The sequence below is a fragment of the Streptomyces parvus genome, from assembly GCF_014648875.1.
In the GTDB taxonomy this organism is placed as follows: domain Bacteria; phylum Actinomycetota; class Actinomycetes; order Streptomycetales; family Streptomycetaceae; genus Streptomyces; species Streptomyces parvus.
Window position 1 is genome coordinate 271,443 of sequence record NZ_BMRY01000002.1, and the last position, 25,885, is coordinate 297,327.

At 73.2% G+C, this 25,885-nt stretch carries 25 protein-coding genes, 1 tRNA gene and 1 pseudogene; 15 read left to right on the forward strand and 12 right to left on the reverse strand.

Annotated elements, in window-relative coordinates:
- Positions 1–10: 10 nt before the first annotated feature.
- The 3 genes from IE140_RS07365 to IE140_RS07375 are packed head-to-tail and all read left to right on the forward strand — an operon-like array spanning position 11 to position 4,031.
- The gene (locus tag IE140_RS07365) at positions 11–2,509 is read left to right on the forward strand and encodes a phosphoribosyltransferase (protein ID WP_189460204.1); all 2,499 of its coding nucleotides are present in this window, start codon (positions 11–13) and stop codon (positions 2,507–2,509) included.
- On the forward strand, positions 2,506–3,330 hold the full coding sequence (locus IE140_RS07370) for an HAD family hydrolase (RefSeq protein ID WP_150196534.1): 825 nt from the start codon (positions 2,506–2,508) through the stop codon (positions 3,328–3,330). The genes IE140_RS07365 and IE140_RS07370 overlap by 4 nt, the downstream gene beginning before the upstream one ends.
- Before the next feature lie 41 nt (positions 3,331–3,371).
- Positions 3,372–4,031: an O-methyltransferase gene (locus IE140_RS07375; protein WP_032761909.1), complete on the forward strand. Its 660-nt coding sequence runs from the start codon at positions 3,372–3,374 to the stop codon at positions 4,029–4,031.
- Positions 4,032–4,064: 33 nt separating this feature from the next.
- Here IE140_RS07375 and IE140_RS07380 read toward each other — a convergent pair whose 3' ends face one another.
- The 3 genes from IE140_RS07380 to IE140_RS07390 form a co-directional block, all read right to left on the reverse strand.
- Positions 4,065–4,283 carry an FmdB family zinc ribbon protein gene (locus IE140_RS07380; RefSeq protein ID WP_088574303.1) on the reverse strand — a complete coding sequence of 73 codons (219 nt, stop codon included), beginning with the start codon at positions 4,281–4,283 and terminating at the stop codon, positions 4,065–4,067.
- Between the two features lie 98 nt (positions 4,284–4,381).
- Complete coding sequence (locus IE140_RS07385) at positions 4,382–5,761, reverse strand: hypothetical protein (protein ID WP_150196533.1); 1,380 nt, start codon at positions 5,759–5,761, stop codon at positions 4,382–4,384.
- A 71-nt stretch (positions 5,762–5,832) separates the two neighbouring features.
- Positions 5,833–6,642 carry a DUF4097 family beta strand repeat-containing protein gene (locus tag IE140_RS07390; protein ID WP_189460206.1) on the reverse strand — a complete coding sequence of 270 codons (810 nt, stop codon included), beginning with the start codon at positions 6,640–6,642 and terminating at the stop codon, positions 5,833–5,835.
- A gap of 194 nt (positions 6,643–6,836) precedes the next feature.
- On the opposite strand from IE140_RS07390, the gene IE140_RS07395 reads away from it, so the two are divergent.
- A tRNA-Val gene (locus tag IE140_RS07395) sits at positions 6,837–6,908 on the forward strand.
- A gap of 101 nt (positions 6,909–7,009) precedes the next feature.
- Here IE140_RS07395 and kilB read toward each other — a convergent pair.
- Positions 7,010–7,528 (reverse strand): plasmid transfer protein KilB, encoded by a 519-nt coding sequence (gene kilB / locus IE140_RS07400; protein WP_032761907.1) that lies wholly within the window; start codon positions 7,526–7,528, stop codon positions 7,010–7,012.
- A gap of 218 nt (positions 7,529–7,746) precedes the next feature.
- Here kilB and IE140_RS07405 point away from each other — a divergent pair, with 218 nt between their 5' ends.
- Positions 7,747–8,400, forward strand: a complete 654-nt coding sequence (locus IE140_RS07405; RefSeq protein ID WP_150197741.1) for a GNAT family N-acetyltransferase — start codon at positions 7,747–7,749, stop codon at positions 8,398–8,400.
- 11 nt (positions 8,401–8,411) lie between these two features.
- Positions 8,412–9,209, forward strand: a complete 798-nt coding sequence (locus tag IE140_RS07410; protein WP_150197746.1) for an inositol monophosphatase family protein — start codon at positions 8,412–8,414, stop codon at positions 9,207–9,209.
- Between the two features lie 5 nt (positions 9,210–9,214).
- Here the strand turns inward: IE140_RS07410 and IE140_RS07415 are convergent, their stop codons facing one another.
- The gene (locus IE140_RS07415; RefSeq protein ID WP_150197742.1) at positions 9,215–9,838 is read right to left on the reverse strand and encodes a histidine phosphatase family protein; all 624 of its coding nucleotides are present in this window, start codon (positions 9,836–9,838) and stop codon (positions 9,215–9,217) included.
- A gap of 134 nt (positions 9,839–9,972) precedes the next feature.
- On the opposite strand from IE140_RS07415, the gene IE140_RS07420 reads away from it, so the two are divergent.
- The 4 genes from IE140_RS07420 to IE140_RS07435 all read left to right on the forward strand — a co-directional run bounded on the left by IE140_RS07420 (position 9,973) and on the right by IE140_RS07435 (position 11,477).
- Positions 9,973–10,191 (forward strand): hypothetical protein, encoded by a 219-nt coding sequence (locus IE140_RS07420; protein WP_006124168.1) that lies wholly within the window; start codon positions 9,973–9,975, stop codon positions 10,189–10,191.
- Between the two features lie 4 nt (positions 10,192–10,195).
- The gene (locus IE140_RS07425) at positions 10,196–10,540 is read left to right on the forward strand and encodes a DUF8108 domain-containing protein (protein WP_150198832.1); all 345 of its coding nucleotides are present in this window, start codon (positions 10,196–10,198) and stop codon (positions 10,538–10,540) included.
- Between the two features lie 154 nt (positions 10,541–10,694).
- Positions 10,695–11,159, forward strand: coding sequence for a DUF7144 family membrane protein (locus IE140_RS07430; protein ID WP_098899563.1), 465 nt, complete (start codon positions 10,695–10,697; stop codon positions 11,157–11,159).
- A 93-nt stretch (positions 11,160–11,252) separates the two neighbouring features.
- The gene (locus IE140_RS07435; RefSeq protein WP_006124165.1) at positions 11,253–11,477 is read left to right on the forward strand and encodes a DUF2277 domain-containing protein; all 225 of its coding nucleotides are present in this window, start codon (positions 11,253–11,255) and stop codon (positions 11,475–11,477) included.
- On the opposite strand, the pseudogene IE140_RS07440 reads toward IE140_RS07435, so the two are convergent.
- Positions 11,464–12,078, reverse strand: a pseudogene (locus IE140_RS07440) (DedA family protein); the annotation flags it as partial. The gene IE140_RS07435 and the pseudogene IE140_RS07440 overlap by 14 nt on opposite strands.
- 197 nt (positions 12,079–12,275) lie before the next feature.
- On the opposite strand from IE140_RS07440, the gene IE140_RS07445 reads away from it, so the two are divergent.
- Positions 12,276–13,076: a superoxide dismutase family protein gene (locus IE140_RS07445; protein WP_150196407.1), complete on the forward strand. Its 801-nt coding sequence runs from the start codon at positions 12,276–12,278 to the stop codon at positions 13,074–13,076.
- A gap of 131 nt (positions 13,077–13,207) precedes the next feature.
- Here the strand turns inward: IE140_RS07445 and IE140_RS07450 are convergent, their stop codons facing one another.
- From IE140_RS07450 to IE140_RS07460, 3 genes are all read right to left on the reverse strand, one after another.
- Entirely contained in the window at positions 13,208–13,657 is a 450-nt protein-coding gene (locus IE140_RS07450; protein ID WP_032776104.1) for a DoxX family protein, read from the reverse strand.
- A 114-nt stretch (positions 13,658–13,771) separates the two neighbouring features.
- Complete coding sequence (locus IE140_RS07455) at positions 13,772–15,526, reverse strand: alkaline phosphatase D family protein (protein ID WP_150196406.1); 1,755 nt, start codon at positions 15,524–15,526, stop codon at positions 13,772–13,774.
- A 104-nt stretch (positions 15,527–15,630) separates the two neighbouring features.
- On the reverse strand, positions 15,631–16,275 hold the full coding sequence (locus IE140_RS07460) for an HNH endonuclease family protein (RefSeq protein ID WP_150196405.1): 645 nt from the start codon (positions 16,273–16,275) through the stop codon (positions 15,631–15,633).
- A gap of 316 nt (positions 16,276–16,591) precedes the next feature.
- Here IE140_RS07460 and IE140_RS07465 point away from each other — a divergent pair, with 316 nt between their 5' ends.
- On the forward strand, positions 16,592–17,326 hold the full coding sequence (locus tag IE140_RS07465) for an ABC transporter permease (RefSeq protein ID WP_150196404.1): 735 nt from the start codon (positions 16,592–16,594) through the stop codon (positions 17,324–17,326).
- A gap of 138 nt (positions 17,327–17,464) precedes the next feature.
- Here IE140_RS07465 and IE140_RS07470 read toward each other — a convergent pair whose 3' ends face one another.
- Positions 17,465–18,127, reverse strand: coding sequence for an HAD-IA family hydrolase (locus IE140_RS07470; RefSeq protein WP_150194004.1), 663 nt, complete (start codon positions 18,125–18,127; stop codon positions 17,465–17,467).
- Positions 18,128–18,341: 214 nt separating this feature from the next.
- Positions 18,342–19,400 (reverse strand): peptidoglycan-binding domain-containing protein, encoded by a 1,059-nt coding sequence (locus tag IE140_RS07475; RefSeq protein ID WP_150194012.1) that lies wholly within the window; start codon positions 19,398–19,400, stop codon positions 18,342–18,344.
- A gap of 251 nt (positions 19,401–19,651) precedes the next feature.
- Here IE140_RS07475 and IE140_RS07480 point away from each other — a divergent pair, with 251 nt between their 5' ends.
- The gene (locus IE140_RS07480) at positions 19,652–21,799 is read left to right on the forward strand and encodes an MDR family MFS transporter (protein ID WP_150194002.1); all 2,148 of its coding nucleotides are present in this window, start codon (positions 19,652–19,654) and stop codon (positions 21,797–21,799) included.
- 31 nt (positions 21,800–21,830) lie between these two features.
- Here the strand turns inward: IE140_RS07480 and IE140_RS07485 are convergent, their stop codons facing one another.
- On the reverse strand, positions 21,831–22,319 hold the full coding sequence (locus tag IE140_RS07485; RefSeq protein WP_150194000.1) for a GNAT family N-acetyltransferase: 489 nt from the start codon (positions 22,317–22,319) through the stop codon (positions 21,831–21,833).
- Between the two features lie 61 nt (positions 22,320–22,380).
- Between IE140_RS07485 and IE140_RS07490 the strand changes: the two genes are divergently transcribed.
- Together IE140_RS07490 and IE140_RS07495 are read left to right on the forward strand one after the other, a co-directional pair.
- Entirely contained in the window at positions 22,381–23,550 is a 1,170-nt protein-coding gene (locus IE140_RS07490; RefSeq protein WP_150193998.1) for a serpin family protein, read from the forward strand.
- Positions 23,551–23,769: 219 nt separating this feature from the next.
- The gene (locus tag IE140_RS07495; protein ID WP_150193996.1) at positions 23,770–25,881 is read left to right on the forward strand and encodes a bifunctional glycosyltransferase 87/phosphatase PAP2 family protein; all 2,112 of its coding nucleotides are present in this window, start codon (positions 23,770–23,772) and stop codon (positions 25,879–25,881) included.
- Positions 25,882–25,885: the final 4 nt, after the last annotated feature.

Here is a 25,885-nt window from a genome sequence, read left to right on the forward strand (position 1 = left end):
GCGCGCGTCGATGAGCGAGCGCGCGACGAGAGAAGAGAACGTGGACGTGGTGTGGTCGGGCGACTGGGTGGCCGAGCGGCTCGGAGTCGGCCTCGAAGGCGACGGAGAACTGCGGGAGCTGCTGGGCCTGGCCCTGCGCCGCAACCCCAAGCGGGCTCACCTGCTCGTCTCCAACGTGCTGGGCAAGCATGTGCCCCAGAAGCCGTCCGTCGTGTACGGGGCGGGATACGGGCTCGGTGAGCGGGTCCGGGCGCTCCTCGGCGAGGAGGAGGCCCGCCGCGCGGTGGTCCTCGGATACGCCGAGACGGCCACCGGCCTCGGCCACGCCGTCGCGGACGGCCTGCGCGACGCCCCGTACCTGCACTCCACCCGGCGTCCGGTGGCGGGAGTCCGGCAGGCGGGCGGCTTCGAGGAGGCCCACTCGCACGCCACCTCGCACCTGCTGCTGCCGGAGGACCCCGCGCTGCTGGCCCAGGGAGCGGAGGCCTCCGCCCTGGTGCTGGTCGACGACGAGTTCTCCACCGGCAACACGGTGCTCAACACCATCCGAGCCCTGCACGAGACGCACCCCCGCGACCGGTACGTCATCGTCGCGCTGGTCGACATGCGCTCCCCGGCCGACCGCGACCGGCTGACCGCCTTCGCCGCCGAGATCGGCGCCCGCGTCGACCTGGTGACCCGCTCCACGGGCACGGTCACGCTCCCGGACGGCGTACTGGAACGCGGCCAGGCCCTCGTCGCGGCCCAGGAGGCGGAGGCGGCGGACCCGGTCCCCGGGGCCGCCGGGCATCCCACCCCGGTCACCCGCGTCGACCTCGCCTGGCCCGCGGGCGTTCCCGACGGCGGCCGGCACGGCTTCACCCCGGCCCACCGGGCGGCGCTCGAAGCGGCGCTCCCGGACCTGGCGGAGCGCATCGCGGGCGCGCTAGGTGACGACGCCCGCCGGGGCCGGGTGCTCGTCCTCGGCTTCGAGGAGCTGATGTACGCGCCACTGCGCCTGGGCACCGCGCTGGAACGGGCGATGGGCGCGGACGCCGAGGTCCGCTACTCCACCACCACCCGCTCGCCCGTCCTCGCCGTCGACGACCCCGGCTACGCGATACGCACCCGCCTCGTCTTCCCGGCCCACGACACCCCGGCGGACGGCCCCGGCGACCGGTACGCGTACAACGTGGCCGGCGCCGGCTTCGACGCGGTGGTCGCCGTCGTCGACTCCACCGCCGACACCCCCGAACTGCACGCCCCCGAAGGGCTGTTGGCCCGCCTGGCGGCCCACACCGGCCAGGTGCTCCTCGCGGTCGTCCCCTCGTACACCCCCACACCTGTCCCTCACCCGCAGGAGTCCGCCGTGCTGCCCGAGCCCCTCCGAGGCCCCGACTTCTCCAGTTACGCGCCCGAGGACGTCGGCTGGCTGCTCCAAGACCTCTCGGACACCGAACTGGAGGCCCCCACCGAGGAGCGCGAGGAGGCGATCCAGAGCGGCGGCGCGCACTACGCGGAGTCGCTGCCCGTGGAGTACCAGCCGAGCGCCGAGTACCAGGCGCTGTTCTCCGCCGCCCTGGAGACCTCCGCCGCGCGCATCGCCCGCGCGGTCGGCACCGTCACCGAGACGGTCCTCGCCGAGCGCGGCCCCCGCCCCGTCCTCGTCTCGCTCGCCCGGGCCGGAACCCCGGTCGGGGTGCTGATGCGCCGCTGGGCCCGGCACCGGCACCGCCTGGACCTGCCGCACTACGCCATCTCCATCGTCCGGGGCCGGGGCATCGACGCCACCGCCCTGCGCTGGCTGGCTGCCCATCACGACCCGGCCGACGTGGTGTTCGTCGACGGCTGGACGGGCAAGGGGGCGATCACCCGCGAACTGGCGGCGGCGATCACCGACTTCGAGGCCTCGGGCGGACCCGCCGGATTCGACCCGGAGATCGCGGTGCTCGCGGACCCGGGCGGCTGCGTGCGGACGTACGGCACCCGCGAGGACTTCCTCATCCCCTCGGCCTGCCTCAACTCCACGGTCTCCGGCCTCATTTCCCGTACGGTGCTCCGCGCCGACCTGGTCGGACCGAACGACTTCCACGGCGGGAAGTTCTACCGCGAGCTGGCCGGCTCCGACGTCTCGGTCCGCTTTCTCGACACGATCGCCGCCCGCTTCGACGAGGTGGCGGGCCAGGTCGAGGCCGAGGCCAAGGAACTGCTCGCCGCCGACCGCGCCCCGACCTGGGAGGGCTGGGCGGCCGTCGAGCGGATCAGCGAGGAGTACGGCATCCACGACGTGAACCTGGTCAAGCCGGGCGTCGGCGAGACCACCCGGGTGCTGCTCCGCCGCGTCCCCTGGAAGATCCTCGCGAAGCGCGGCGCGGGCGCGGACCTGACCCACATCCGGCTGCTGGCCGAACAGCGAGGCGTCCCGGTCGAGGAGGTCGACGACCTCCCGTACAGCTGTGTCGGCCTGATCCACCCCCGGTACACGCGCGGCGCGACGGGCGCGGACGGAAAGGCGGTGAAGGGCGCATGAGCACGCACTCTCCGGCCACCACCCTGGTGGCGAGCGACCTCGACCGTACGCTCATCTACTCGGCCGCCTCGCTCGACCTGTCCATGCCGGACGCGGAGGCCCCCCGGCTCCTGTGCGTCGAGGTGTACGGCCACAAGCCCCTCTCGTACATGACGGAGACAGCCGCCGCGCTCCTCACCGAGGTGGCGGGCGCCACGGTCTTCGTGCCGACCACCACCCGCACCCGCGAGCAGTACGGGCGCATCCACCTCCCCGGCCCCGCCCCCCGGTACGCGATCTGCGCCAACGGCGGCCACATCCTGGTCGACGGGGTCTCCGACCGCGACTGGCAGCAGCGGGTGGAGTCCCGGATCGCGGCCGAGTGCGCGCCGCTCACCGAGGTCCGCGCCCACCTCGCGACCACCGCGGACCCGGCCTGGCTGCTGAAGGAACGCGTCGCCGAGGACCTCTTCGCCTACCTTGTCGTCGAACGGTCCCTGCTGCCCGAGGAGTGGGTGAAGGAACTGGCGGCCTGGGCCCGCCCGCGCGGCTGGACGGTCTCCCTCCAGGGCCGCAAGATCTACGCGGTCCCGGCCCCGCTCACCAAGAGCGCCGCGATGCATGAGGTCGCCCGCCGCACGGGAGCCACCCGCACGCTCGCCGCCGGCGACTCCCTGCTCGACGCCGACCTGCTGCTCGCCGCCGACCTCGGCTGGCGCCCCGGCCACGGCGAACTGGCCGACGAGGGCTGGCGGGCCCCGCACGTGGTGGCCCTTCAGGAGCGGGGCGGGGCGGCGGGGGAGGAGATCCTGCGCCGCTTCCTGGCGGCCGCCGCTGTGTGAGTTCTCCTGCGCGCGGGCGCGCGTTGCGCGAGGCTGGGGGCATGACCAAGGGCAACGACACAACGATCACCGACGAGCTCTACCAGTACATGCTGGCCCACAACCCGCCGCTGGACCCGGTCCAGCGGGAGCTGGTGGACACCACGTACGCGCAGTTCCCCGACCACGCGGGCATGGTGTCGGCCGAGGAACAGGCCCCGCTGCTGGCCTTCCTCGTCCGGCTGGTGGGCGCCCGGCACGTGGTGGAGGTCGGCACGTTCACCGGGTTCAGCGCCCTGGCGATGGCCCAGGCGCTGCCCGCCGACGGCACGCTGATCGCCTGTGACATCTCGGAGGAGTGGACGGCGTACGGCCGTGCGGCCTGGGAGAAGGCCGGCGTCGCGGACCGGATCGACCTGCGGATCGCCCCCGCCCTGGACACCCTGCGCGCCATGCCCGCCGAGCCGCACATCGACTTCGCCTACCTGGACGCGGACAAGGGCGGCTACATCGCGTACTGGGAGGAGCTGGTGCCCCGGATGCGGCAGGGCGGGGTCATCGCCACGGACAACGTGCTCTTCCACGGCGGGGTGACGGACCCGGCGGCGACGGGCCCGACGGCGGCGATCAAGGAGTTCAACGACCATGTGAGCGCGGACGCCCGCATGGACAGCGTCCTGCTGACGGTCGCGGACGGCCTGACCCTGTCCCGCAAGAGGTAGTGGCGGGCCGCTGCGGGGACGGGTTCCGGGGGCTCAGCCGCAGCATCCGCCCCCGCAGCAGCCACCGCCACCGCCTCCGCCGGAGGGCGCCGGAGCGGCCCCGGCAGCGCCGCCCACGGCCACGGCGGACAGCAGCTTGACGGTGTCGTCGTGGCCCGCGGGGCAGGAGGCGGGGTCCGAGGACTGCGCCATGGGACGGCTGACTTCGAAGGTGTCTCCGCAGGTGCGGCAGCGGAATTCGTAACGAGGCATGGACTCAGGCTAGAGCACACGTCCCTGGGGCCAGGCGTCAATCCGCAGTCGTCGCCCGGAGCGCAGCAGGCGGCAGGCGGCAGTTCGACGACAGGGCCCTACGCGCCGCCGCCGCGTGCCTCGCGGATGTCGGAGACGACCCGGGCCGCGGTCTGCCGTACGGCCTCGGTCTCGGTCAGGAAGTGCCAGTAGTCGGGGTGGCGCCCTTCGAGCCCGGCGATCGCCCGGTCCAGCCGGGCGACGGAGTCGTCGAGCGGCCGCGCGTGCCGGGGATCGGGCGTGTGCCGGCCGGCCATGGCGAGGCGCTGCGCGTCCCGCACCGCGAACCGGGTCCGCTCGATCTCCTGCTGCGGGTCCTTCGCCACCGCGTTCAGCCGCTGCAACCGGTCCCCGGCGGCGGAGACCGCCTCGTCCACCGCGTTGAGCAGGGCGCGGACCGTGGACAGCCGGGACGTGGCGTCCGCCCAGCGCTGCTCCTCGCGCGCCTTCGCCGCCTCGGCCAGCTTGTCCTCCGCCTGCCGTACGTTGACGGCGGCCTGCTCCGGGACCGGCTGGAGGTCCTGCCAGCAGGCGGCCGAGAACCGCCGCCGCAACTCGCTGAGCACCGGCTCCACCGAGCCCGCCCGGGTCGTCAGCGCCTGCGCCCGGGTCCGCAGGGACACCAGCCGCCGGTCGATCTCGGCGGCCCGCTCGGGCAGCCGCTCCGCCTCGGTGCGCACGGCCTCGGCATCCCGGAGCACCACATCGGCACGCTGGAGGGTCTCGGGGACGCCGTGCTGTCCCGCGCCCTGGTTCAGCTTGGTCAGCTCGGGAGCGAGCGCGGCCAGCCGGGCGGCGAGCTCATCGGCCCGTAGCCCCGCGGCCCGCACGGTGTCGAGGGCGTTGCTCGCCGCGAGGAGTGCCTGGCGGGCCCGCTCGACAGCCGGGGCGAGCCGGGCCAGCTGGGTCTCCGCGCTGCCCAGCAGCGGCCCGAGCCCCTGCGCGAAGCGGTCCAGCTCGCCCTTGACCCGCACGAGGTCGTCCTTGGCCCGGGTCAGCTCGGTGCGGGCCCGGGAGGCGACGGCGGGCTCCAGGTCGTCCCGGTCCAGGTCATGGCTGTCGACGGCGGTGATGTAGGCGTGGCTGACCTCGTCGATGCGCCGGCCGAGAGCGGCGAAGTCCTCGGACGCCTTGCGACCGCGCGAGGAGCTGTCCACGGCGTTGATGGTCTCGATGGAGATCCGGAGATCCCGCTGGGCGGTGTCCAGATCGTAGAACGCCTCGGCGGCGGCGTCCTTCGCGGCCTGCGCCTCGGCCCGCTGACTCTCCCCGCCGCGCCCGCCGAACCACCGGCGCGTACCGCCACCGGCGAAGGCGGCGGGCAGCACGGCCAGCGCGAGGGGCACGGGCAGCAACATCAGCGCCAGAAGATCCCGGCCACTGCGAACGGCGGACCTCGCACCCGCTCCTGCCTCCGGCCGCGCGTTGGTCGCCGTCACATCCCTCTCCCGTGCCGATTCGCCCTGCCCGGTACATTCTCCCACCAGGTAAGGACGAACACACGGGCCGGTTAGTTCGCGCTTCGCACGGTGACTTCCCCGTTGTCGCTGTAGGCCTTCACCACATGGGCGCTGTCGTCGCCGCGCGGCACGCCGACGGAGACGTCCCCGTTGTCCGCGGAGGCGTCGACCTTGTACTTCTGCCCGCCCGGCGGCAGATCGATGGTGATGCTGCCGTTGTCACTCACGGTGTCCACGAGGTCGGGCACGGAGGCGAAGCCCAGCCGGATCTCCCCGTTGTCGGCGCGGGCGGTCACGGAGGGGCCGGATATCCGCTCGGCCCGCACCTCCCCATTGTCGCTCTTGAGCTTCAGTGCGCCGCCGGCGTCCCGGACGGTGATCTCCCCGTTGTCGGACGACAGATCCAGCGCGCTGGTGAAGCCGGTGGCGGTGACCGCCCCGTTGTCCGAGGCAGCGGTCACCGCGACCCCGCGCGGCACCTTCACCCGGTGCCGGGAATCGCAGTTGGAGATGCCTTCGCACTTCACCCGGAGCGTGAGGGTGTCGCCCTCCATCTTCCACACGGCGTCGGGCCCGCTGCCGAACACCGCCCACCCGTCGAACTGCCGCTCCACCTCGACCTGCTCCACATCGGCCGGCACGAGGTCCACGACATTGCTCTCGGCGTCGATGGTCAGAGTCTTCCCTTCCAGGACGAACGACTTGCGCTCGACGGGGGCGCCTTCCACGTCCGTGCTCCCGCACCCGGTGAGAGCCAGCGCCAGCAACGCCACCCCGCCCCCGAGAGCCAGGGCCCGCCCGGCGCCCCCGAGGCGTGCCCCGGAACGGGTGCGGGTCGGTGCGCTCGTCACGATGTCCACGGTGATCGGTCCCCCAGTGCGTCCGGTGCGTGCGGTGCGTGCCACCGGGCGTCGTTGCCGGTGCACTCAAACCGTATGCACCGACGACTCGCGGCGGGATCCGGCCGGCCACCGTCTCGAGGGTGGGGTTATCCCCCGGTCCCGAACGGTTTATGAGCAGGGCCCCGGTCCATGTACGCTGTTGCCTCATCCACGGGTGCGTAGCTCAGGGGTAGAGCGCTGCTCTTACAAAGCAGATGTCGGCGGTTCGAAACCGTCCGCGCCCACCGAGGACAAACAGCAGGTGAGAGCCTGTTTCGGCCCCCCAATCGTGATCGATTGGGGGGCCTCCTCATGCCGGAAGCCCACCAGGACGCGTGGGCGCGCGTCAGGTGGACTCCGACCGGGTGTCGACGACGCGGCGGGGAGCAGACGGAGTGCCGTAGCCGGCTGCGGCCTGCCGCAGCTCGGTGTGGGTGGTGTGCGTATGCTGCCGCGCCGCTTCGAGCTTGGCCTCGATCTCCGGTGTGTAGCGGCCGTCCTGCGGTACGCCGGGGTCGATCTCGCTCAGCCCCAGAGCGCTCCAGGCCGCGCGCCCGGCCGCGCGGAGCAGGGTCTCGTCCGTGACGGCGAGGGCGAGCCGGTCCCGGGCCTCGGTCACATCACTGCGGGCCTGATAGAAATCCGCCCGGACGACGGGGTCCGGCTCGCCCGCGCGGAGGGCGTCCACCCGGAGCCAGTACAGCTGGCGGTAGCGGAGTGCGGCGCTCAGGAGCCGGCCGGTGAGGTCCGCGACGTGCTCACGGTGCTGGTCGCGCCGGCTGCGCCGGTCGGTCACCTGCTGGGTGACGGTCACGAGGAGCCCGCCGGCGAGGGTGCCTATGACGGCGATGGCGCTTTCCCACATCAGAGGTGATCCCCGTCGGTCTCGCTGCGGTCCAAGTGGTCGGGCTCGAACAGATCTTGATCGGTCATGGGGATATCGTCCCTTCTACTGTCGACCGTTGGAGGCCGATCCGCGTTTCTCCTGCTCGCGGGCGGCCTTCGTCGGGTCGGCCATCGAGCCGGGCGGTGACGCGGCGGGACGACGGCCTGACCGAACGGTGAAGGACGAGGGGGCAGTTGATGGGGCAGACACTGGCGGAGATCCTGGACGGGGCGGCGTGCGGGCGGTTTCCCAAGACCGACGGGCGAACGACCGTGGTCGCCGCGCCCAGTTGCCGTGACACCGGAGTGATCGCCTTCACCGCGCACTCGGTCGTCTTCACCGACGAGGACCCCGAGTGGGTCCATGCCACGCTGGCCGCGCTGGACTGCGACGCGCTGGCCGCGACCATGCATCCGCGCTTCCTGTCGGCCTTCCTGGAGCGTACCGGGCGGACCACCGACACGATCGACCTCCTGACCGTGGCGTCCTCGCTGCCCGGTGAACCCGGCCTGGAAGTAAGGGAGATCACCGATCCCGTGCACCCGCGGGTCGTGAGTGCCCGTCGGCGCCGGGACGGGGTGCGGATGTGGGAGGCCGACGGGGGCGTGCTGGTGCTCGGGCGTGGCGTGGCCGGGCGTTGGGAGGTGGCCGTCGAGCTGGAGGAGAACGCCCGGCACCGAGGGCTCGGGCGCGCACTCGCCACGGCCGCACGGCATCTCGTACCCCCGGGCGAACCGCTCTGGTCGCAGCAGGCCGCGGGCAACGCGCGCAGCATCAGGGCGTTCCAGGCCGCCGGATTCCGGCCCGTCGGCTCGGAAGCGCTGCTCCTCGGCCGTCGGGAGGGGGCGTGATCGACGCATCCATGAAACTGACGGACACCGAGGTCGCGGCAGCCGCCGCGCTGGCCGGGGCGGAGGTCGTACGGGTCCGGTACGGGCGGCTCCACTCCCGTATCGAGAAGGGAGCCGGGGACTTCGCAACCGACGCCGACCTGGCCGCCGAGGAGGCGATCCTCGACGTCATCCGCACCGCCCGGCCCGGGGACGCGGTGCACGGTGAGGAGGGCGGCCGGCAGGGGGCGGCCGACGCCGAGCGGGAGTGGCTGGTGGACCCCCTGTGCGGGACGCTCAACTACGCCACCGGCTCCCAACTCGTCGCCGTCAACGTGGTGTTGCGCAACGGCCCGGCCGCCGTGGCCGATCCGTTCAGCGGCGAGGTCTTCCTCGCCGACGGGAAGACCGCCCGGGTCCGGTCCGGAATGCCGGGCGAGGAGCGGCCGTTGGCACCCACGGCGGACACCCGGCTGGTGGACGTGAACCTCGATCCGCCCTTCCCGAGCGCCCCTGGCTTCCGGGCCGTCGACCTGCTCGCCCACCCCGGGTTCGGCGAGAACTTCCGCCCGCGCGTCGTCTCCACGACGCTGGCGCTGGCCTGGGTCGCGGCAGGCAGGCGGGCCGCCTACGTCACGGACGGCGGCGATCTGAGCGGGAGCGTGCACTTCGCCGCCGGGATCGCCCTGTGCCGGGCCGCCGGCTGCGTCGTCACCGGAATCGACGGCGGCCCGGTCGGACCGGGCGACCGGGGGCTCGTCGCGGCCGCGGACGCGGGGACGCACGAACTGCTCATGTCGATGATCGGCGGTCGTGGGCGGACCGGCTGAACCCCTCAGATGTGCAGTTCGGGCGGGAAGCCGGTCCAGCGGAGTTCGGCGGGCAGATGGCCCGTGTCGTTGTACAGGAGGAGCGCCGGGGGGCGGCCGGGCGCGTAACGGATCACGGTCAGCCCGGCGTTGGCGTGGTTGAGGCCCAGCCAGCGCCACTTCGGGGCGTCCAGCGCGGCCCGGACGAGCCAGCCGACGAGGAAGTTGTGGGTGACGAGGAGTTCATGGCGGGGTTCGTCACCCTCGACCGTTCCCGTGAACCGTGCGAGAGCCTCCTCGGCGATACCGGGGCCCAGCTCGCGTTCCGCCGCCGGGAATTCGGCCAGCCGCGCGAGCGTCTGATCGGCCGAATCCGCCGGCAGCTCCTCCCGCGACGGCAGGTACGGGATGTAGTCGCCGGCCGGTTCGGACCGCAGCAGGGGAACCCCCGGCAACTGCTCGCCCACCAGCCGCGCCGTCTGCTCGGCGCGGGGGAGCGGGCCGTGGTGGATCGCCGTGATCGGTGCCCCGCGCAGCCGCTCCCCGAGCAGAGCGGCCTGGCGGCGGCCGGCCTCCGTCAGGGTGGTCTCGTCCTCGGAGGCCTGACCGTGCCGGGTCACGTACAGATAGCGGGCAGCCGTTGCCGTCATGGGCGGGGTCCTCCATCGCGGTTCATGATCGTAGAGACGGCTGAGGAGACGTCCCGCCGCGCCCGGGCGGTTCCGTGGAGCGGGGCGGGGCGGCCCGGGATGCGCGGGGGCAGTGGTCGGGGCACCGTGGAGGCATGGCCGAGCACCCGCCCGTGATCGTCTACCCGCCTTCCGCGACCGGAGGACGGCGGGTCACCGTGCACGGCCAGATCGTGGGCCTGGCGCACGGCCGGGGCGAGGTGGCCGCGCTGCTGCGGGCCGCGGGGTTCGCCCCCGGGCCCGACAAGGTCGTCGAGCTGGACCGGCCGGGGCTGATCGAATGGCGCGGGGGCGACCTCGACACCTGGGGGTGATCCCGTGAAGCGTCGTCGAACGGTACGGGAGAGCGCGTCGATCGAACCGCCGCCCGGGTATTACGTGGCCGGGGCGGAGCCCCCCGACGCGGCGCAGCGGGCGCTGATCCTGGACTGGGTCGTGAGCCGGCGCATCGCGAGCAGCTGGCGCGTGGAGTCCCGCTCCGGGAGCCAGGTGGTGCTGGTGCGCGGGCAGCCGGTGAACCATGTGCTGCACGCCTTCCTCACCGTCTTCTCGTGCCTGGTGTGGGGCGTCGTGTGGGCCGGCCTCGCCCTGGTCAACCGCGTTGAGCGGGAGGCGCTCACCGTCGACGCCCAGGGACGCATCGTCACGGTCAGCGCGCCGTGACTCTTCACCCGAACGGGTGCGTCCCGCTGGCTGCGCCCGGACGCCGCGAGGAACGTCGGAGCTGATCGGCCCGCACCACCGGGGCAGGTCAGGACAGCAGGCGTCCGGCATCCGATCCGGCTGAACCGGCGCCTGTCACGGCCAAGGAGTCCTCATGTCGCAGTCCAGCACGCCCCCGCCCGCAGCCTCGCGCCCCGCCGACCCCCGTCCGGGCGGCGACCCGGGCAGCCCGTGGGCGGCCGGGGGAACGGTGTTCGCCGGTGTCCTGCTCTTTGTGGACGGTGTCCTCGGAGTGCTGAAGGGCATCGCGGGGATCGCCTCGAACGACGTGTACACGCGGATCAACGACTACGTCTTCAAGTTCAGTGTCACCTCGTGGGGCTGGATCCACCTCATCCTCGGCGTGGTCCTCATCCTCGTGGGCTGGGGCATCCTCAAGGGCGCTGCGTGGGCCAGGGGCGCGGGCGTCGCCCTCGCCTCCCTGAACCTCATCGCCAACTTCATGTGGCTCCCGTACACCCCGGTCTGGGCCATCGTCACCATCGCGATCGACGTCTTCGTCATCTGGGCCCTGTGCACCGACCGGTCGAGCGAGGACGACTGGGCGCGCAGCGGCTGAGCGACCGGCGCGCGCACCGAGCGCAGGCAGAGCGACACCCGGCCGCGGGGCGGCCGGGTGTCCGTTGTCAGTGGGGCGGTCCACACTGGAGTCATGTGCCGCAGCATCAAGACGCTCCGCCCGCCCGCCCTCCCCGAAGAGGCCACCGAGGAGGACATGAGGGCCGCCGCCCTTCAGTACGTACGCAAGGTCTCCGGGTTCCGCGCGCCCGCCGCACACAACCGGGAGGTGTTCGACCGTGCCGTCGACGAGATCACCGCAGCGACGATGAAGCTGCTCGACGGCCTGGAGATACGGGGCGCGTCGCGGGGCGCTTGACCAGGAACGCGGCCAGCGCGCCCGCCACGAACAGGGCCAGCACCGAGACCGCCGTGCCGAACCACGTCGACCCCAGCCACCGGCCGCCGAAGTAGCCGAGCCCCACGCTGTAACCGGCCCAGGCCAGGCCCGCCAGCGCGGACCAGGGGAGGAAGTCCCGCTTCCTGTGGTGGGCGGCGCCCGCGCCGAGGGAGACCACGGAGCGGCCCGCCGGGGCGAACCGGGCGATGATCACCAGCGCGCCGCCGCCGCGGCTCAGTGCCGCGCCGAGACGTTCCTGCGCGCTGGTCAGGCGCCGGGAGCGGGCGATGGCCCGGTGCAGCCGGTCGCCCCCGCGCCAGGCGAGCCGGTAGGCGACGAGGTCACCGAGCACCGACGCGGTGGCCGCGCACAGGATCAGGACGACGAGCGAAGGGACCTCTCCGCCGGTGCCCTCACCGGCGCCGTTCACGGTGGTGGAGCCCGCCGCCGCCGCAGTGGCGGCCGTGATGACGAGAACACCGCTGGGCAGGAGGGGCAGGAAGACGTCCAGGAGGACGGAGGCGGCGACCACCACGTAGATCCATGGGCTGCTGGTCAGCGCAGCCACACTCTCGAACACCGTCTACGACCCCCCGATCGTGTCGACGCCGCGACGGTCGCAGGGGAGCGGCAGGGCGGCAGGTTCAGCTGTACAGCGTACGCGTGGGGCTTCTCCCGAGATCGCCCAGGGCGGGTGATGTTGTGCAGGTCACGTACTCCTGGCGGCCATGTGCCCGTTAGGCGGGGAGAACGACCGGCACGAGCGAGGAGCAGCGCATGACGGCATGGATGGTACGGACGGGACACGGTCCGGCGCACCCGATTTCGGGAGGGCGGCCGACGGCGGGACCCGAGGGCGTTACGAGGTCGCGAGGCCGGGGGACCTCGCGGGTCTCCGGCGCGCTGGCGGGAGCAGCGGCGCTGCTGACGCTGGCGTACGGAGCGGGCGTCGGCGTCGCCGCCCAGGAGCCGGCCCCCGCCGCCCCCGGTGGCCATGGCGCCCACGATTCCCACGGCGGTCACGGCGGTCACGGCAGTCACGGCAGTCACGGGGCGCACGGGGCGCACGGGGCTTCTGCGGCAGACCCGAGCCGCGCCGATGACGTCGCCGGCGCGGGCGGCAGCTCGTGGATGCGGGCCGCTGGGGTGTTCTCGCCGCCCGGTTCGTTCGTTCCGTCCGACGCGTTGACGTACGACACCCGGCTGGTTCCGGCGGGCGCGCGGATCGAGGTCACCGAGTTCACGGATCCGTCCGGCACCCGGGTGGGGACCCGGCTGCGAGGGCTTACGCCCGGCCGGGCGTACGGGATGCACGTGCACACTTCGCCCTGCGGCGCCGACCCGGCCGCCGCGGGGCCGCACTACCAGCACCGCCCGTCCGCGACCGCGGACCCGGTCAACGAGGTGTGGCTGGACTTCCGGACGGACGAGGACGGCGACGGGCGCGCGGAGGCCGTCCAGGACTGGAACTTCCGGGAGGGCGGGGCGCGGTCGGTGATCATCCACGACCGGCAGGGCGGCGCGGGGGAGCGGGCAGCCTGCTTCACGGTGCCGTTCGGGCCCGACGACCGGGCCTGACCGAGTATCACGGCCTACGGCGAGGCGCCCCGCTCCCTCCTTGAACTCAGGGGGAGCGGGGCGCCGCCGTACGTTCCCGAGGCCACCGCGCGCCGGGTCGGCGCCGGAACGCGGGGGCCGGGGAGGGCCGGTCAGACCGACACGGCCGGGGCCTTGTCCCGTCGCGTCGCGTCCTCGGCGGTGGCCGCCGTGTTCCGCGAACCGAAGAAGCGGTCCAGGGCGACGGCTCCCGGACCGGTGAAGACCAGCAGCAGGAACGCCCAGCAGAACATCGCCGACGGCTCGCCGCCGTTCTGGAGCGGCAGGAACGCTTCCGGCTGGTGCACCTTGAAGTAGGCGTAGGCCATCGAGCCCGAGGCGAGGAACGCGGCGGCACGGGTACCGAGACCGAGGGCGACGAGCGACCCGCAGACCAGCTGGATCAGAGCGGCGTACCAGCCGGGCCAGGCGCCGGTCTCCGCCTGGTTGCCGCCGAGGATCCCGAAGAGGGAGGCGGCGCCGTGGAAGGCGAAGAGCAGGCCGACGACGAAGCGGAAGAGGCTGAGCACATAGGGCTGCGCCTGGTTCAAGCGGATGAGCATGGGGGGTGGGCTCCTTCGGTCGGGGTGGGGACGTGAACCGACTGGGCGCATCAGGTTAGGGAAACCTCACCAGTGCTTGCAACTTCAACATTCTGTCGGATGGCTGAAAATCGTCTAACCCTCAGGGGTGAGTGAACGCTCAAGAACCGCTTCGAGCTGGGCCCCCTGCTTCCCTGCTGTGGCCTGCACCAATGTCAGCGCAGACTTCCGGCCAAGGAATGTGAGCGTCATGAGCTGGTTACCGAACCAGGGGCCGCCCGCCCTGTCCCAGGTGACCGGCGACAATCCCGTGCGGCCGTGGCGCGAAAGGAACCGGCCGATCCGCCGACCCGTCCGGCTCCAGCCGAAGCGGAATCCCGCCTGGATCCACCGGGGAACCGAGTTGTGCACGGGAGAGCAGGTCAGCTGGAGGACGCGGGACACCGGGGCCCTTCCGGGGCCGGGGTCGGAGGTGGTACCGGAATCGCGTCCGTCACCGGGCGGGGTGTCCGGCCATCGGGGCTCGGTGATGTAGGCATGGTGCACATCGCCCGAGAGGACACATACCGTCGCCGGGGCGTCCGGACCGCTCGCGGCCTCCCGCAGCAACTCTGTGAACCGGTCGAACGATTCCGGGAAGGCGGCCCAATGCTCCAGGTCACCGGCGCGGCGCACCTTCTCGCCGAAGCGGGCCCAGCGGTCCCCGCGTACGCCGGCGCACAGCGAGGCGTTCCAGCGCTCCGCGTCGTGGACGAGCGGGGGCAACAGCCACGGCAGGGAACTGCCGATGAGCAGATGGTCATACGAAGCGGGGTCGTCCAGGACCGCTTCCCGCAGCCAGTCGGCCTCCTCGGGGTCGAGCATCGCCCGCCGGTCCTCGGCCAGGACGCGGGCCGCGCGGGTGTCGACCATCACCAGCCGTACTCGGCCGAAAACACGCCGGTAGCTCCACCGGGTACGGGCGGGATCCGCGTCGGTCTCGGCGGCGAAGCGGCGCAGCGCCTCCGTGCCGTCGGGCGAGGCCCTGACCGCCGCGTACACGGGGTCGGCGGCCAGCTCGGCGGGGGAGAGGTTGCCCAGGTGCTGGTGGACCCAGTACGACATCAGCCCGCTGACGATCCGTTCGTGCCACCAGGGCGTGGCGCGGATGTCCCGCTGCCAGGCGGCGCTGGTGTTCCAGTCGTCGATCACGTCGTGGTCGTCGAAGATCATGCAGCTGGGAACCGTGGAGAGCAGCCAGCGGACCTCCGGATCGCGCCACGATTCGTCGTAGAGGTAGGTGTACTCCTCGTAGTCCGCGATCTCCGCGCCGGGCGGCTCCTTCAGGTCCCGGCGGGCGGCGAGCCTGCGGCGGGTCGCGGCGGAGGTCTCGTCCGCGTACACCTGGTCGCCGAGGAGCAGCAGGACGTCGGGCCGCTCGGCCGCCGGATCCGCGGCGAGGTGGGTGGCCAGGGTGACCAGGGCGTCCGGCCCCACGGGATCGTGCCCGCCGTCCGGGGCGGCCGCCCAGCGGCACGACCCGAACGAGATCCGCACGCCGTCCGACGCCGCCCCGGCGCTCTCCGCCGCGCCCTTCCCCGGACCTGCCGGTGTCGCCACCGGCGGCGTGGTGATGGTGCTCGGCGGGAGGCGGGTGTCCTCGGGCGGCCAGACGCGCCGGGAGCCGATCAGTACCTCGTACGCCGTGGTCGAGCCGGGCGTCAGCCCCTCCACCACGACCAGGGCGTAGTGGTGCCCGGCCACCGAGAAGGTGGGCGACGTCCCCGAGGCGCCGTCCGCGCACCGCACTTCCACGGTGCACGGACGGCTCGCCTCGACCCAGACGGTCGCGGTGGACCCGGACTCCCAGTCGACGTACCGCAGCAGTGGCCCCAGGCGCAGCCCGGCCATGTGTGCCTCCTCGCGACGCCGGAACGGATCGGCTCCGTAACGTACAGAACGCGGAGGGGCCGCGCACGGGTCCCGGCGGGAGCGTCAGGGGGCCCGCGACGGAATCAGCAGCCGTTCAGGGCCGACTGCAGCGCGCTCTTCTCGGCGGAGTCGACGCTCAGGTTGTACTGCTTCTTGACGTGGACCCACGCGCGGACGTAGGTGCACTTGTACGAGGAGCTCGGCGGCATCCACTCGGCCGGGTCCTTGTCGCCCTTGGACTGGTTCACGTTGTCGGTGACCGCGATGAGCTGGGGGCGGGTGAGGTCGTTGGCGAACGACTGGCGCTGGGCGGTGGTCCAGCTGCTCGCGCCGGAGCGCCAGGCCTCGGCCAGCGGGACCATGTGGTCGATGTCCACGTCGGACGCGGCGCTCCAGGTGGCGCCGTCGTAGGGCGAGTACCAGCTGCCGCTGACCGCGGCGCAGGAGGAGTCCTGCTGGACGTTCGTTCCGTCGCGCTTGAGGACGACCTCGCGGGTGTTGCAGGCTCCCGACTGGGTGATCCAGTGCGGGAACTTGTCGCGGCTGTAGCCGCTGGACGAGCCCTCCGCGCCGACGGTGAGCTGGCTGAGGTAGGTCCGCGCGGTCGCCGCGCTGACCGGGGTGGGCATGGCGGCCTGTGCGCTGGGCGCGCTGAACAGGGCGGACGTGGCGGCGAGCGCTGCGGTTGCGGCGACGACGGAGAGGCGACGCGCGTAGACACCGGACATGCTAACTCCCTTGATGTGGGGGGTGCGTGGGTGGGCGACGATCGGGCTTCGGCGGATCCCGGCCATCGTGGCGACGCCAGGTTTCTGAGGGGTGGGCGTCAGGTAACAGAGTGGCGACATGTGCACGTCACATCAAGGGGTGTGCAAGGGGAGTGACGGATCGCGGGGGCGCGCCGGTCCGTCACGGGAGGTTTGTCCGACGGGTGTTGGGCGCCCCGGAGGAGGGGTGGGGGCGCTCGGGCTTCCGGGCGCGCCCCCTGGATGGCCTGCGGCAGCGGGGAGTTCGACGGGAGAGGTGCGGCTCTATCGTTGCCGCGTGCTGCTTCCGGTCTCCGTCACCCTCGGCATCGTCCTCGCCGTCCTGCTGGTCCTCGCCGCCGCCGTGGCCGCGTGGGCCTCGCTGGGCCGGTCGCGCGAGATTCTCGTCGCCGGGGTCCGAGCGGCGGCCCAACTCGCCGCCGTCTCCCTGCTCATCGGCTGGGTCGTGCGCTCGGTGGCCCCGCTTCTCGGGTTCGTGGCGCTGATGTTCGCCGTGGCCGTATGGACCGCCGGTCGCCGCATCACCGGCAACCGCACCTGGCGCTGGGCGGCCGTGCCGATCGGAGCGGGTGTCCTGCCCGTCGTCGGGACGCTGCTGCTCACGGGGCTCGTGCCGGTCCGGGGCGTGGCGCTCATCCCGGTGGCGGGCATCCTCATCGGCGGGGCGCTCACCGCGACCGTCCTCGGCGGGCGGCGCGCCCTCGACGAACTCGCCGCCCGCCGCGGGGAGGTGGAGGCGGGCATGGCTCTCGGGCTGCCCGACCGGGACGCCCGGCTGGAGATCGTCCGGCCGGCGGCTTCGGACGCGTTGCTGCCCGGGCTCGATCAGGCCCGGACGGTCGGGCTCGTCACGCTGCCGGGGGCGTTCGTGGGCATGCTGCTGGGCGGCGCCTCACCGGTGGAGGCGGGCGCCGTGCAGCTGTTCGTCCTGGTGGCGCTGATGGCGGTCCAGGTGGTGGCCGTCGCGACGGTCCTGGAACTGGTCGCGCGCGGGCTGCTGTACCGGGACTGAGACCCGGGGTCCGGGGAGGCCCGGGGTCCGGGGAGGCCCGGGGGTCCGGGGAGGCCCGGGGGTCCGGGAGGCCCGGGGGCCCGGGGGTCCGGTGCGGGGAACTCCGGCGGCGGACCGGGGATCCCCGGTCCGCGTCTCTCAGGCCTCGTCGATGTGCAGGCGGATCGAGCCGTCCCCGGCCGCCTCCACCCGCACCTGCGCCAGGTCCGCCACATGGGCGTCCGGCGCGAGGGCCGCGGCGCGCGGGCCGACGCCCACGACGCGCATCCCCGCCGCCCGGCCCGCCGCGACGCCCGCCTCGGAGTCCTCGAACACGATGCAGTCCGCCGCGTCGAAGCCCAGCTCCGCCGCGCCCTTGAGGAAGCCCTCGGGGTCCGGCTTGCTGGCGCCGACCTGCTCGGCGGTGACGCGGACGGCGGGCATCGGCAGTGCGGCCGCACCCATCCGGGCCGTCGCGAGCGCGCTGTCGGCGGAGGTGACCAGGGCGTGCGGCAGCTCGGCGATCGCGGCCATGAACGCGGGCGCCCCGCCGATCGGCACGACGCCCTCGACGTCGGCGGTCTCCTCGGCGAGCATCACCCGGTTGTCCGCGTAGTTCTCCTCCATCGGGCGGTCCGGGAGCAGGACGGCCATCGTGGCGTACCCCTGGCGGCCGTGCACCACCTTGAGTGCGGCCTCGGGGTCCAGCCCGTGCTCCACCGCCCAGCGCCGCCAGCAGCGCTCCACCACCGCGTCGGAGTTCACGAGGGTGCCGTCCATGTCCAGGAGGAGGGCGCGTGCGGTGAGGACGGTGGCCGGCATCGGCTGCTCCAGAAAAGCGGGGAGGTGTACGAACAGCCCGGGCGTGTGCCGCAGGGCGGTACCAGAGCAACCCCCGCCCGCCGGTCAGGGAGTGCGGGCGGGAGTTACTTTGTTCCATCACGATACAAAAACTGGAGCCGGAACGCCAATCACCTCGTTCGCGGCTCTCCGCCCCCGCTCTCCGCCCCGCTCCTCGCCCGCCAGGCGTCCTGGCTCAGCGGTGTCCGCGCCCGCTCGTCTCCGCCTCCAGGGCGCGCCGCGTGTTCGGCCCGTACACGCCGATCGGATCGCCCTGGATCGCCTTGTACGACTGGTAGATCGCCACCGCGTTCTCCACCCGGTCGTCGTAGTGCTGGTCGGAGGGCCCCGAGTAGAGCCACACCTCCTTGAGCCGGTTCTGCAGCACCCCGACCTCCGGGCCGCGGTCGCCGGGCCGCAGCGCGGGGCCGGCGAACTCCGCGGGCGGGGCGGCGGACGGCGACGACGTGGGCGCCCCGCCGTCCTCCGGAGTGGGCGACGCGCTCGTCGTCGGCGACGCGGACGCGGTGGCGGTCGGCGAGGGCTCCCGGCTCAGCGTCGGCGAGGCGGACGCGGACGGCGAGGCCGACGGTGCGGCCGAGCGGGACGGAGTACGGGACGGAGCGGCCGACGCGGAGGGGGACGGGGCCACCGAAGCGGCCGGTTCGTCCCCCAGGTCCGGGACGCTCGTGGTCGCCTCCGGCAGCGCCTCGTCCCCGCTGTCGTCGCCGCCGAACAGCCCGCCGGCGAAGGCCGCCGTACCGACCACCGCGGCCACCGCCGCCCCCACGGCGAGCGCTCCGAAGGGCCGCCTGCGGCGCGGCTGCACGGGGTCGGGGGCGAAGGCGGGGCTCGCGGCGGCGGTCCGCCTGCGGTTCCGGTCCCCGCTTCCGGTTCCGGTCGCGGCCGGTGCCGCGTACGCGCCGGCGGAGGCGCCCGGACCCGCGGCCGCACCTGTTCCGGGGCCCGTACCCATACCGGTACCGGCGTCCGTGCCCGTACCGGCGTCCGAGCCGCCACCACCGCCCAGGAACAGCGGCATCGTGGTGGCGGCCGCACCCGGAACGTCGTGCCCCGATCCCGAGCGGTCCGGGTGGTCCGGCCCCCTGCCTGCCTGGTCCGTCAGCGTCACGTACGGCCGGATGCGCAGCGGGTCGAAGTCCTCGGCCGCGGCGATCTCCGCCGTGCGGGCGGCGCGCTGCTCGTCCTCCGTGAGCGGCGCCGAGCCCGCGCCCGCGCAGCACCGGCACGGCACCCGGTGCTCCGTGCCGGGCTCCCCGGCCGTCCGTCTACCGCACTCCGGGCATGCGTGTCCGGTCATCGTGGTCCCCTCCCCTTGAACTGCCTGCGATTATGCAGCCCGCCCCGGGGAAGCCCAACGGCCCGCAGGGGGCACGGTCCGCCCTCGGCAGGCCATAACGGGGCGAAACGTCCAGGATGGGGGTGTAGTGGATCGGCGGACGCAGCGGATCGAGGAGACGCCATGGCCCGGCAGAGGAGACGCCCATGTCCCAGCAGCTGAGCCCGCCGCCCTCGGCCGCGGTCCCCGGTGAGGAGCATTCCCACCGGAGCGTCCTGGTGGCGATCGGGGCGCTGCTCCTCGGCATGCTGCTCGCGGCACTCGACCAGACCATCGTCTCCACGGCGCTTCCGACGATCGTCAGCGAGCTCGGCGGGCTCGACCATCTCTCCTGGGTCGTGACCGCCTATCTGCTGGCGGCCACCGCGGCGACCCCGCTGTGGGGCAAGCTCGGCGACCAGTACGGCCGCAAGAAGCTCTTCCAGACCGCGATCGTGATCTTCCTGATCGGCTCCGCGCTCTGCGGAGTCGCCCAGAACATGCCCCAGCTCATCGGATTCCGTGCTCTCCAGGGGCTCGGCGGCGGTGGGCTCATGGTGCTGTCGATGGCGATCGTCGGCGACCTCGTCACCCCGCGCGAACGCGGAAAGTACCAGGGGCTCTTCGGCGCCGTCTTCGGTGTCACGAGCGTCCTCGGGCCGCTCCTCGGCGGCTTCTTCACCGAACACCTCAGCTGGCGCTGGGTCTTCTACATCAACCTGCCCATCGGCGTCGTCGCGCTGGGCGTCATCGCGGCCGTCCTGCACATCCCGGTCCACCGCGAGAAGCACACCATCGACTACCTCGGCACCTTCCTCATCGCGGCCGTCGCGACCAGCCTGGTCCTCATCGCCTCCCTCGGCGGGACGACCTGGGCCTGGGCCTCCCCGCAGATCATCGTGCTCGCGGTGCTCGCCGTCGTCCTGCTCGTGGCCTTCATCGCCGTCGAACGGCGTGCCGTCGAACCCGTACTGCCGCTGAAACTGTTCCGGATCCGCACCTTCAGCCTCGTCGCCGTGATCAGCTTCGTCATCGGGTTCGCCATGTTCGGCGCGATGACCTACCTGCCGACGTTCCTCCAGGTGGTCCACGACATCACCCCGACGATGTCCGGTGTGCACATGCTGCCGATGGTGTTCGGCCTGCTGATCACCTCGACCGCCTCCGGCCAGATCGTCAGCCGGACCGGCCGCTGGAAGGTCTTCCCGCTCGCGGGCACGGCCCTCACCACCGCCGGTCTCCTCCTGCTCCACAACCTCGACGAGAACAGCTCCACCTGGCTGATGAGCGCCTACTTCTTCGTCTTCGGCGCCGGGCTCGGCCTGGTGATGCAGGTCCTCGTCCTGGTCGCCCAGAACTCCGTCTCGTACCAGGACCTCGGCGTCGCCACCTCCGGCGCCACGTTCTTCCGGTCGATCGGCTCCGCGTTCGGCGTCGCGGTCTTCGGCACCGTCTTCGCCAACCGGCTGACCGGCCAGCTCACGGACGCGCTCGCCGGGCAGCCGCTGCCCCCGGGCATCGACGCGGGCAGCCTGTCCGCCGACCCACGGGCCATCGGACAGCTCCCCGCCGACCTGAGGCCCGGCGTCCTCAGCGCGTACTCCACCTCCATCACGGACGTCTTCCTGTACGCGGCCCCGGTCGTCCTCCTGGCCTTCGTCCTCGCCTGGTTCCTCCGCGAGGACAAGCTCCGGGGCTCGGTGACCGCCCCGGACACGAGCCAGACCCTCGCCTCGAACCCCGTCGAGCGCTCCTCGTACGACGAGTGCGCCCGCGCCCTGTCGGTGCTCGCCACCCGGGAGGGCCGCCGCGAGATCTACGAGAAGATCACCGCACGGGCGGGGTACGACCTGCTGCCCGCGGCCAGCTGGCTGCTCCTGCGGATCAAGCGGCACGGCATGGTCGAACCCGCCCGGCTCGCCGAGACGGCTCCCGTACCGCTGCACGTGATCACCGACGCGGCCCGGCAGGTCGAGGAGCGCGGACTGGCCCGCCGGGAAGGCCTCCAGATGATCCTCACCGACGCGGGGGCCGAGGCCGTCGTCCGGCTCTCGCAGGCCCGCGAGGACTCGCTCGCCGAACTCCTCGGCGACTGGTGGGGGCCCGAACGCCCCACCGACCTGGTCACACTCGTCCATGAACTGACCGCCGAGGTCAGCGGTTCGACCAGGGAACGGCCCCACTCCCCGACGCCTCCCCGCGACCACGAGGCCCATCTGCGCCGCGACGAGCGCGAGGCCCACAGCCGGGCCCTCGACGGCCAGGCCGACCACGGCCACCGCGACGACCACGGCCGCCACCACCCCCCTGTCTGAGCCGCCCCGTCCGCCGGACTCCTGCCCCGGGTCACAGCTCCTTGGCGAACCAGTGCTCCGCGTACCGGTTGCGGCGGTGGAACGCCGGCACCTCCCGGTACCCGTGCTTCGCGTACAGCCCGCGCGCCTCGACCAGGTCGTTGCGGGTGTCCAGGCGCAGCAGCCGTACGCCGTACGCCCTCGCCTCCTCCTCCACCGCGGCCAGCAGCAGCCCGCCGCCGCCCGTCCCCCGGAACGCCGGGCGCACGTACACCCGCGTCAGCTCCGCCGTACCCGCCCCGGCCACCTCCGTCAGCACGAGACCGGCACAGCTCGCCGCCCTGCTCCCGTACCGGCCGACGACGAACTGACCGGTCGGCGGTACGAGCAGGTCGGCCCCGTCGTCCGCGAGCCCGTCGGCGATCTCCTCGGCGGTCGCGGGCCGCTGCCAGTAGCGGCTCGCGACCTCGTCGTAGTAGTCCCGGCGCAGGGCGCTCGCGTCGGGGGAGTCGAAGCGTTCGGTGGCCACGGTCCAGGTCATGTGCGGCATTCTTGCTGCCGCACGGCCGGACCGAGAAGCCATTTACGTGTAGGGGGCAGTAGTGACCGACGGGTCCACGACATCGGCGATACCCACGACCCGGGCGATCCAGCACCTCGCCCAGCGCTGGATTCAGGACGGCATGACCGCCGGAGCCCCCGGAACAGCGGGCCGGGGGTGGCGGTGGCGCCGGGACCGCGCCGTGCCGGCCCCCGGCTTCGTCTGCTCGCCCGCCGGGCTGTGGCTCGCCCTGGCCACCGTCGCCGCGGGCGCCCGCGGCGGGACCGCCGCCGAGCTGCGGACCCTCCTCGGTACCGCGGACCGGGAGGCCGCCCCGGCCGTCACGGAGGTGGCCCGGGAGCTGGCGACGACCGGAGCGCTGGGCGTGGCCACCCGGGTCTGGAGCCGGGTGCCCGTGCTGCGCGCGTACCGGGAGGCGCTGCCGGACGTCCGCTTCGACCCGATGGACCCGGCGGCCGTCGACGCCTGGGTGCGCGAGGCCACCGGCGGGCTGATCGAGCGGCTGCCGCTGGAGATCACCGACGACACCCTGCTCGCCCTGGTCAACGTCCTGGCGCTGAAGGCCCGCTGGGAGAAGCCGTTCGAAGGGTGGCGCACCCGGGACCTGCCGTTCACCGACGCGGCCGGGACGGTCCGCGAGGTGCCGACCATGGGCAAGGACGTGCCGGTGGCCGACGCCTGGACGGCCGGCGGGGCGTACGTCGTCGAGCTGCGCTGCGCGAGGGAGCCCGACGGCGGACCCGGGGCCCGGGTCCGCCTCGTCCTCGGTGAGCCGGGGGCGGGCCCGGAGCGGGTACTCCCCGTGGGCTGGGCGCCCCGGACCGCGGGAGTCCCGCTGGACACCGACCGGGTGACCATCGGGCTGCCCCGGCTCGCCCTGCGGACCCGGGTGCCCGTCACCGAGCAGCTGCCCGCCCTCGGCGTACGGCTGGCCACCTCCGACGACGCCGACTTCTCCGGCCTCTCGCCCGAACCCCTCCTCGTCTCCGACGTGATCCAGGAGGCCGTACTGAAGATCGCCGAGGAGGGCGTGGAGGCGGCGGCCGTGACGGTGGTCGCCATGGCCCCGGCGGGTGCCGCGCCCCGGCCGCAGCGGGTGCGGCACATCGCCTTCGACCGGCCCTTCGGCGTCGTCGTGCTGGCCGGGGCCGACGACGTACCCCTGTTCACCGCCTGGCAGGCGGACACCCCCGTCGTACCGGACGCCTGAGGGCTTCCGGCACCCCTCACTGACCTGGGCGCCCGAGGTCTTCCGGTACCCCCGCTGACCTGGGCGCCCGAGGCCCTTCGGGCGCCCCCGTCATCCCCACGGACGAATTCTTCCGGACCAAAGCAGGATGACAGTCAGGCAAAGAGGGGGTTGATTGGGTCTACCTCGTAGGGCAATGCGAGGCTTCATCCTGCATGGCCCCCACTCGAAGGGCGATGCATGGAACGGTGGGAGGGTCGGCGCAGCGTGGTGAATGCGGATCACAGTGTGCGCGGTGACGCGGCGGCGGACGCGGGAGCGAGAACGGGGCTGACCAGGGCCCTGCTCTGGCTGGTCGTGGCCGCGCTCGCGGTACGGCAGGTGGCGGTGGTGCTCCGGCAGCCACCGGGGGAACGGCTCCTCGATCTGGAGACCTGGATCGGGGAGAACGGCATCCTGCACATGACGGGCTCGCTGTACGACAGCGGCCGGTTCACCGGGACGCCCTTCGCCGGGCTCGTCCTGAAGCCGCTCACCGCCACGGCCCAGCAGACCCTGGGCGTGGCCTGGACGTTCGGGTCCCTGCTGCTCGTCGTCGCCCTCGGCCTCGTCGCGGCCAGGGCGCTGCCCGGTCCGGTGGGCCGCCGGACGGCCCTGCTCGCGGCCCCCGTCGCGATCAGCCTGTTCCTGCTGTCGCTGCCGGTCCGCAACGCCCTGCACCTGGGCCAGACCAGCATCCTGCCCGTCCTGCTGGTGCTGCTGGCCTGGTTCGTCGTCCGGGAGCACCGGGCGGCGGGCGTCCTCGTCGGTATCGCCGCGGCCTTCCAGCCGGTGCTGCTGCTCTTCGCCGCCCTGCTCTGGCTGACCGGCAGACGGCAGGCCTCGGTGAGCGCGGGTGCGACCTTCGCCCTCGCCACGGCCGCCGCTTGGGCCGCGGCGCCGAAGGACTCGTGGACGTACTGGGTGCACCATCTCGCGGGCGCCGGACTGGGGGAGCGGCCGGACAGCCTGGCAAACCAGTCCCTGCACGGGGCGCTGCTCCGGCTCGGCCTCGAAGGCCCCGTGGAGATCGCCCTGTTCCTGGTGCTCGCCGCCGGCGTCGTGGTCCTCGGGCTGCGGCGCGCGGTGCGGTACGCCGAGGACGGTCAGCTGCTCCTCGCGGTGGCCGTGACCGGCTGTGTCGTGGTCGCCGTCTCGCCGACCGCCTGGCAGCACCAGCTGCTCTGGGTGCTCCTCGCGGTCGTCGGCAAGGTCGGCAAGCGGGCCTCCGACCGGCTGGTCTGGCCGTCCGTGGTGGTCCTCGCCGTCACCCTGCCGGGCACGATGCTGCTGCCGAACATCGAGGTGCTCTTCCCGGTACGCGACAACATCCTGCTCCTCGCGGCGCTCGGCGCGGCCTGCCTCGCCCCGTTCCTGCCCCGCACCTCGCCGTACTGGCAGCACCCGGTCCCCACCGACTACGCGAAACCGGTCGCGGCGCGCTGGAGACGCGTGCCGCTCCTGCCGTTCTGGCGCCGGGTCTTCACCCGCCCCAACCTGCTGCTGGAACTCCTGCTCATCCGGGTCGTCTACGACGCGTACGCCCAGGTCCGCCTCGCCGCCCGGGCGGGCCGCCCGCTCGCCGAGGAGCACGGCCGGCAGATCCACGCCATCGAGCAGTGGCTGCACATCGACATCGAGCACTGGGTCAACCACACGGTCGTCAAGATCGATTGGCTGCGCGACTTCTTCGACTACTACTACTCCACGTTCCACTTCATCGTCCCGCTGACGATTCTCGGCGTGCTGTACGTGCGCCGACCCGCCGACTACCGCTGGGTCCGCTCCTCCATCGGCTTCGCCACGCTGCTCGCGCTCGTCGGCTTCTGGCTCTACCCCCTGGCCCCGCCCCGGCTGATGCCCGGCCTCGGCTTCATCGACACCGTCCACGGGGTGCAGGACTTCGCGAAGCCCGACTACGGGACGCTGACCACCGTCACCAACCAGTACGCGGCGATGCCGTCGCTGCACTTCGGCTGGTCGCTGTGGTGTGGTGTGGTGATCGTGATGCTGGCCCCGAAGCTGTGGATGAAGGCGCTCGGTCTGCTGCACCCCCTCTTCACCATCGCGGCGATCGTGGCCACCGCCAACCACTGGGTGCTCGACGCCGTCGGCGGCGCGCTGGTCGTGGCGGCGGGCTTCGGGCTGACGTACGTGCTGTCGGGGCCGCGGAAGCTGGAGACCGGGGAGAAGGAGGCGGCACCATCCGTGAAGTCTCCGCCCGCGGAACCGGCGGTCGACCCCGAGCCCGACCCTCAGCCCGACCCCGGCCCCGTACCGGCCGGGAAGCAGCAGGCGGCACACAGCGGGTGAGCAG

What these genes read in the sequence shown, in the direction of transcription:
- IE140_RS07420 (WP_006124168.1), top strand. Translation starts at nt 9,973, where the DNA reads ATGGCCGAGCACCCGCCCGTGATCGTCTACCCGCCTTCCGCGACCGGA.
- IE140_RS07370 (WP_150196534.1), top strand. Translation starts at nt 2,506, where the DNA reads ATGAGCACGCACTCTCCGGCCACCACCCTGGTGGCGAGCGACCTCGAC.
- kilB (WP_032761907.1), bottom strand. Translation starts at nt 7,528, where the DNA reads ATGTGGGAAAGCGCCATCGCCGTCATAGGCACCCTCGCCGGCGGGCTC.
- IE140_RS07415 (WP_150197742.1), bottom strand. Translation starts at nt 9,838, where the DNA reads ATGACGGCAACGGCTGCCCGCTATCTGTACGTGACCCGGCACGGTCAG.
- IE140_RS07460 (WP_150196405.1), bottom strand. Translation starts at nt 16,275, where the DNA reads ATGTCCGGTGTCTACGCGCGTCGCCTCTCCGTCGTCGCCGCAACCGCA.
- IE140_RS07435 (WP_006124165.1), top strand. Translation starts at nt 11,253, where the DNA reads ATGTGCCGCAGCATCAAGACGCTCCGCCCGCCCGCCCTCCCCGAAGAG.
- IE140_RS07470 (WP_150194004.1), bottom strand. Translation starts at nt 18,127, where the DNA reads ATGCCGGCCACCGTCCTCACCGCACGCGCCCTCCTCCTGGACATGGAC.
- IE140_RS07455 (WP_150196406.1), bottom strand. Translation starts at nt 15,526, where the DNA reads ATGGCCGGGCTGCGCCTGGGGCCACTGCTGCGGTACGTCGACTGGGAG.
- IE140_RS07380 (WP_088574303.1), bottom strand. Translation starts at nt 4,283, where the DNA reads ATGCCTCGTTACGAATTCCGCTGCCGCACCTGCGGAGACACCTTCGAA.
- IE140_RS07495 (WP_150193996.1), top strand. Translation starts at nt 23,770, where the DNA reads ATGGAACGGTGGGAGGGTCGGCGCAGCGTGGTGAATGCGGATCACAGT.
- IE140_RS07430 (WP_098899563.1), top strand. Translation starts at nt 10,695, where the DNA reads ATGTCGCAGTCCAGCACGCCCCCGCCCGCAGCCTCGCGCCCCGCCGAC.
- IE140_RS07375 (WP_032761909.1), top strand. Translation starts at nt 3,372, where the DNA reads ATGACCAAGGGCAACGACACAACGATCACCGACGAGCTCTACCAGTAC.
- IE140_RS07480 (WP_150194002.1), top strand. Translation starts at nt 19,652, where the DNA reads ATGTCCCAGCAGCTGAGCCCGCCGCCCTCGGCCGCGGTCCCCGGTGAG.
- IE140_RS07410 (WP_150197746.1), top strand. Translation starts at nt 8,412, where the DNA reads ATGAAACTGACGGACACCGAGGTCGCGGCAGCCGCCGCGCTGGCCGGG.
- IE140_RS07405 (WP_150197741.1), top strand. Translation starts at nt 7,747, where the DNA reads ATGGGGCAGACACTGGCGGAGATCCTGGACGGGGCGGCGTGCGGGCGG.
- IE140_RS07485 (WP_150194000.1), bottom strand. Translation starts at nt 22,319, where the DNA reads ATGACCTGGACCGTGGCCACCGAACGCTTCGACTCCCCCGACGCGAGC.
- IE140_RS07450 (WP_032776104.1), bottom strand. Translation starts at nt 13,657, where the DNA reads ATGCTCATCCGCTTGAACCAGGCGCAGCCCTATGTGCTCAGCCTCTTC.
- IE140_RS07365 (WP_189460204.1), top strand. Translation starts at nt 11, where the DNA reads ATGAGCGAGCGCGCGACGAGAGAAGAGAACGTGGACGTGGTGTGGTCG.
- IE140_RS07445 (WP_150196407.1), top strand. Translation starts at nt 12,276, where the DNA reads ATGACGGCATGGATGGTACGGACGGGACACGGTCCGGCGCACCCGATT.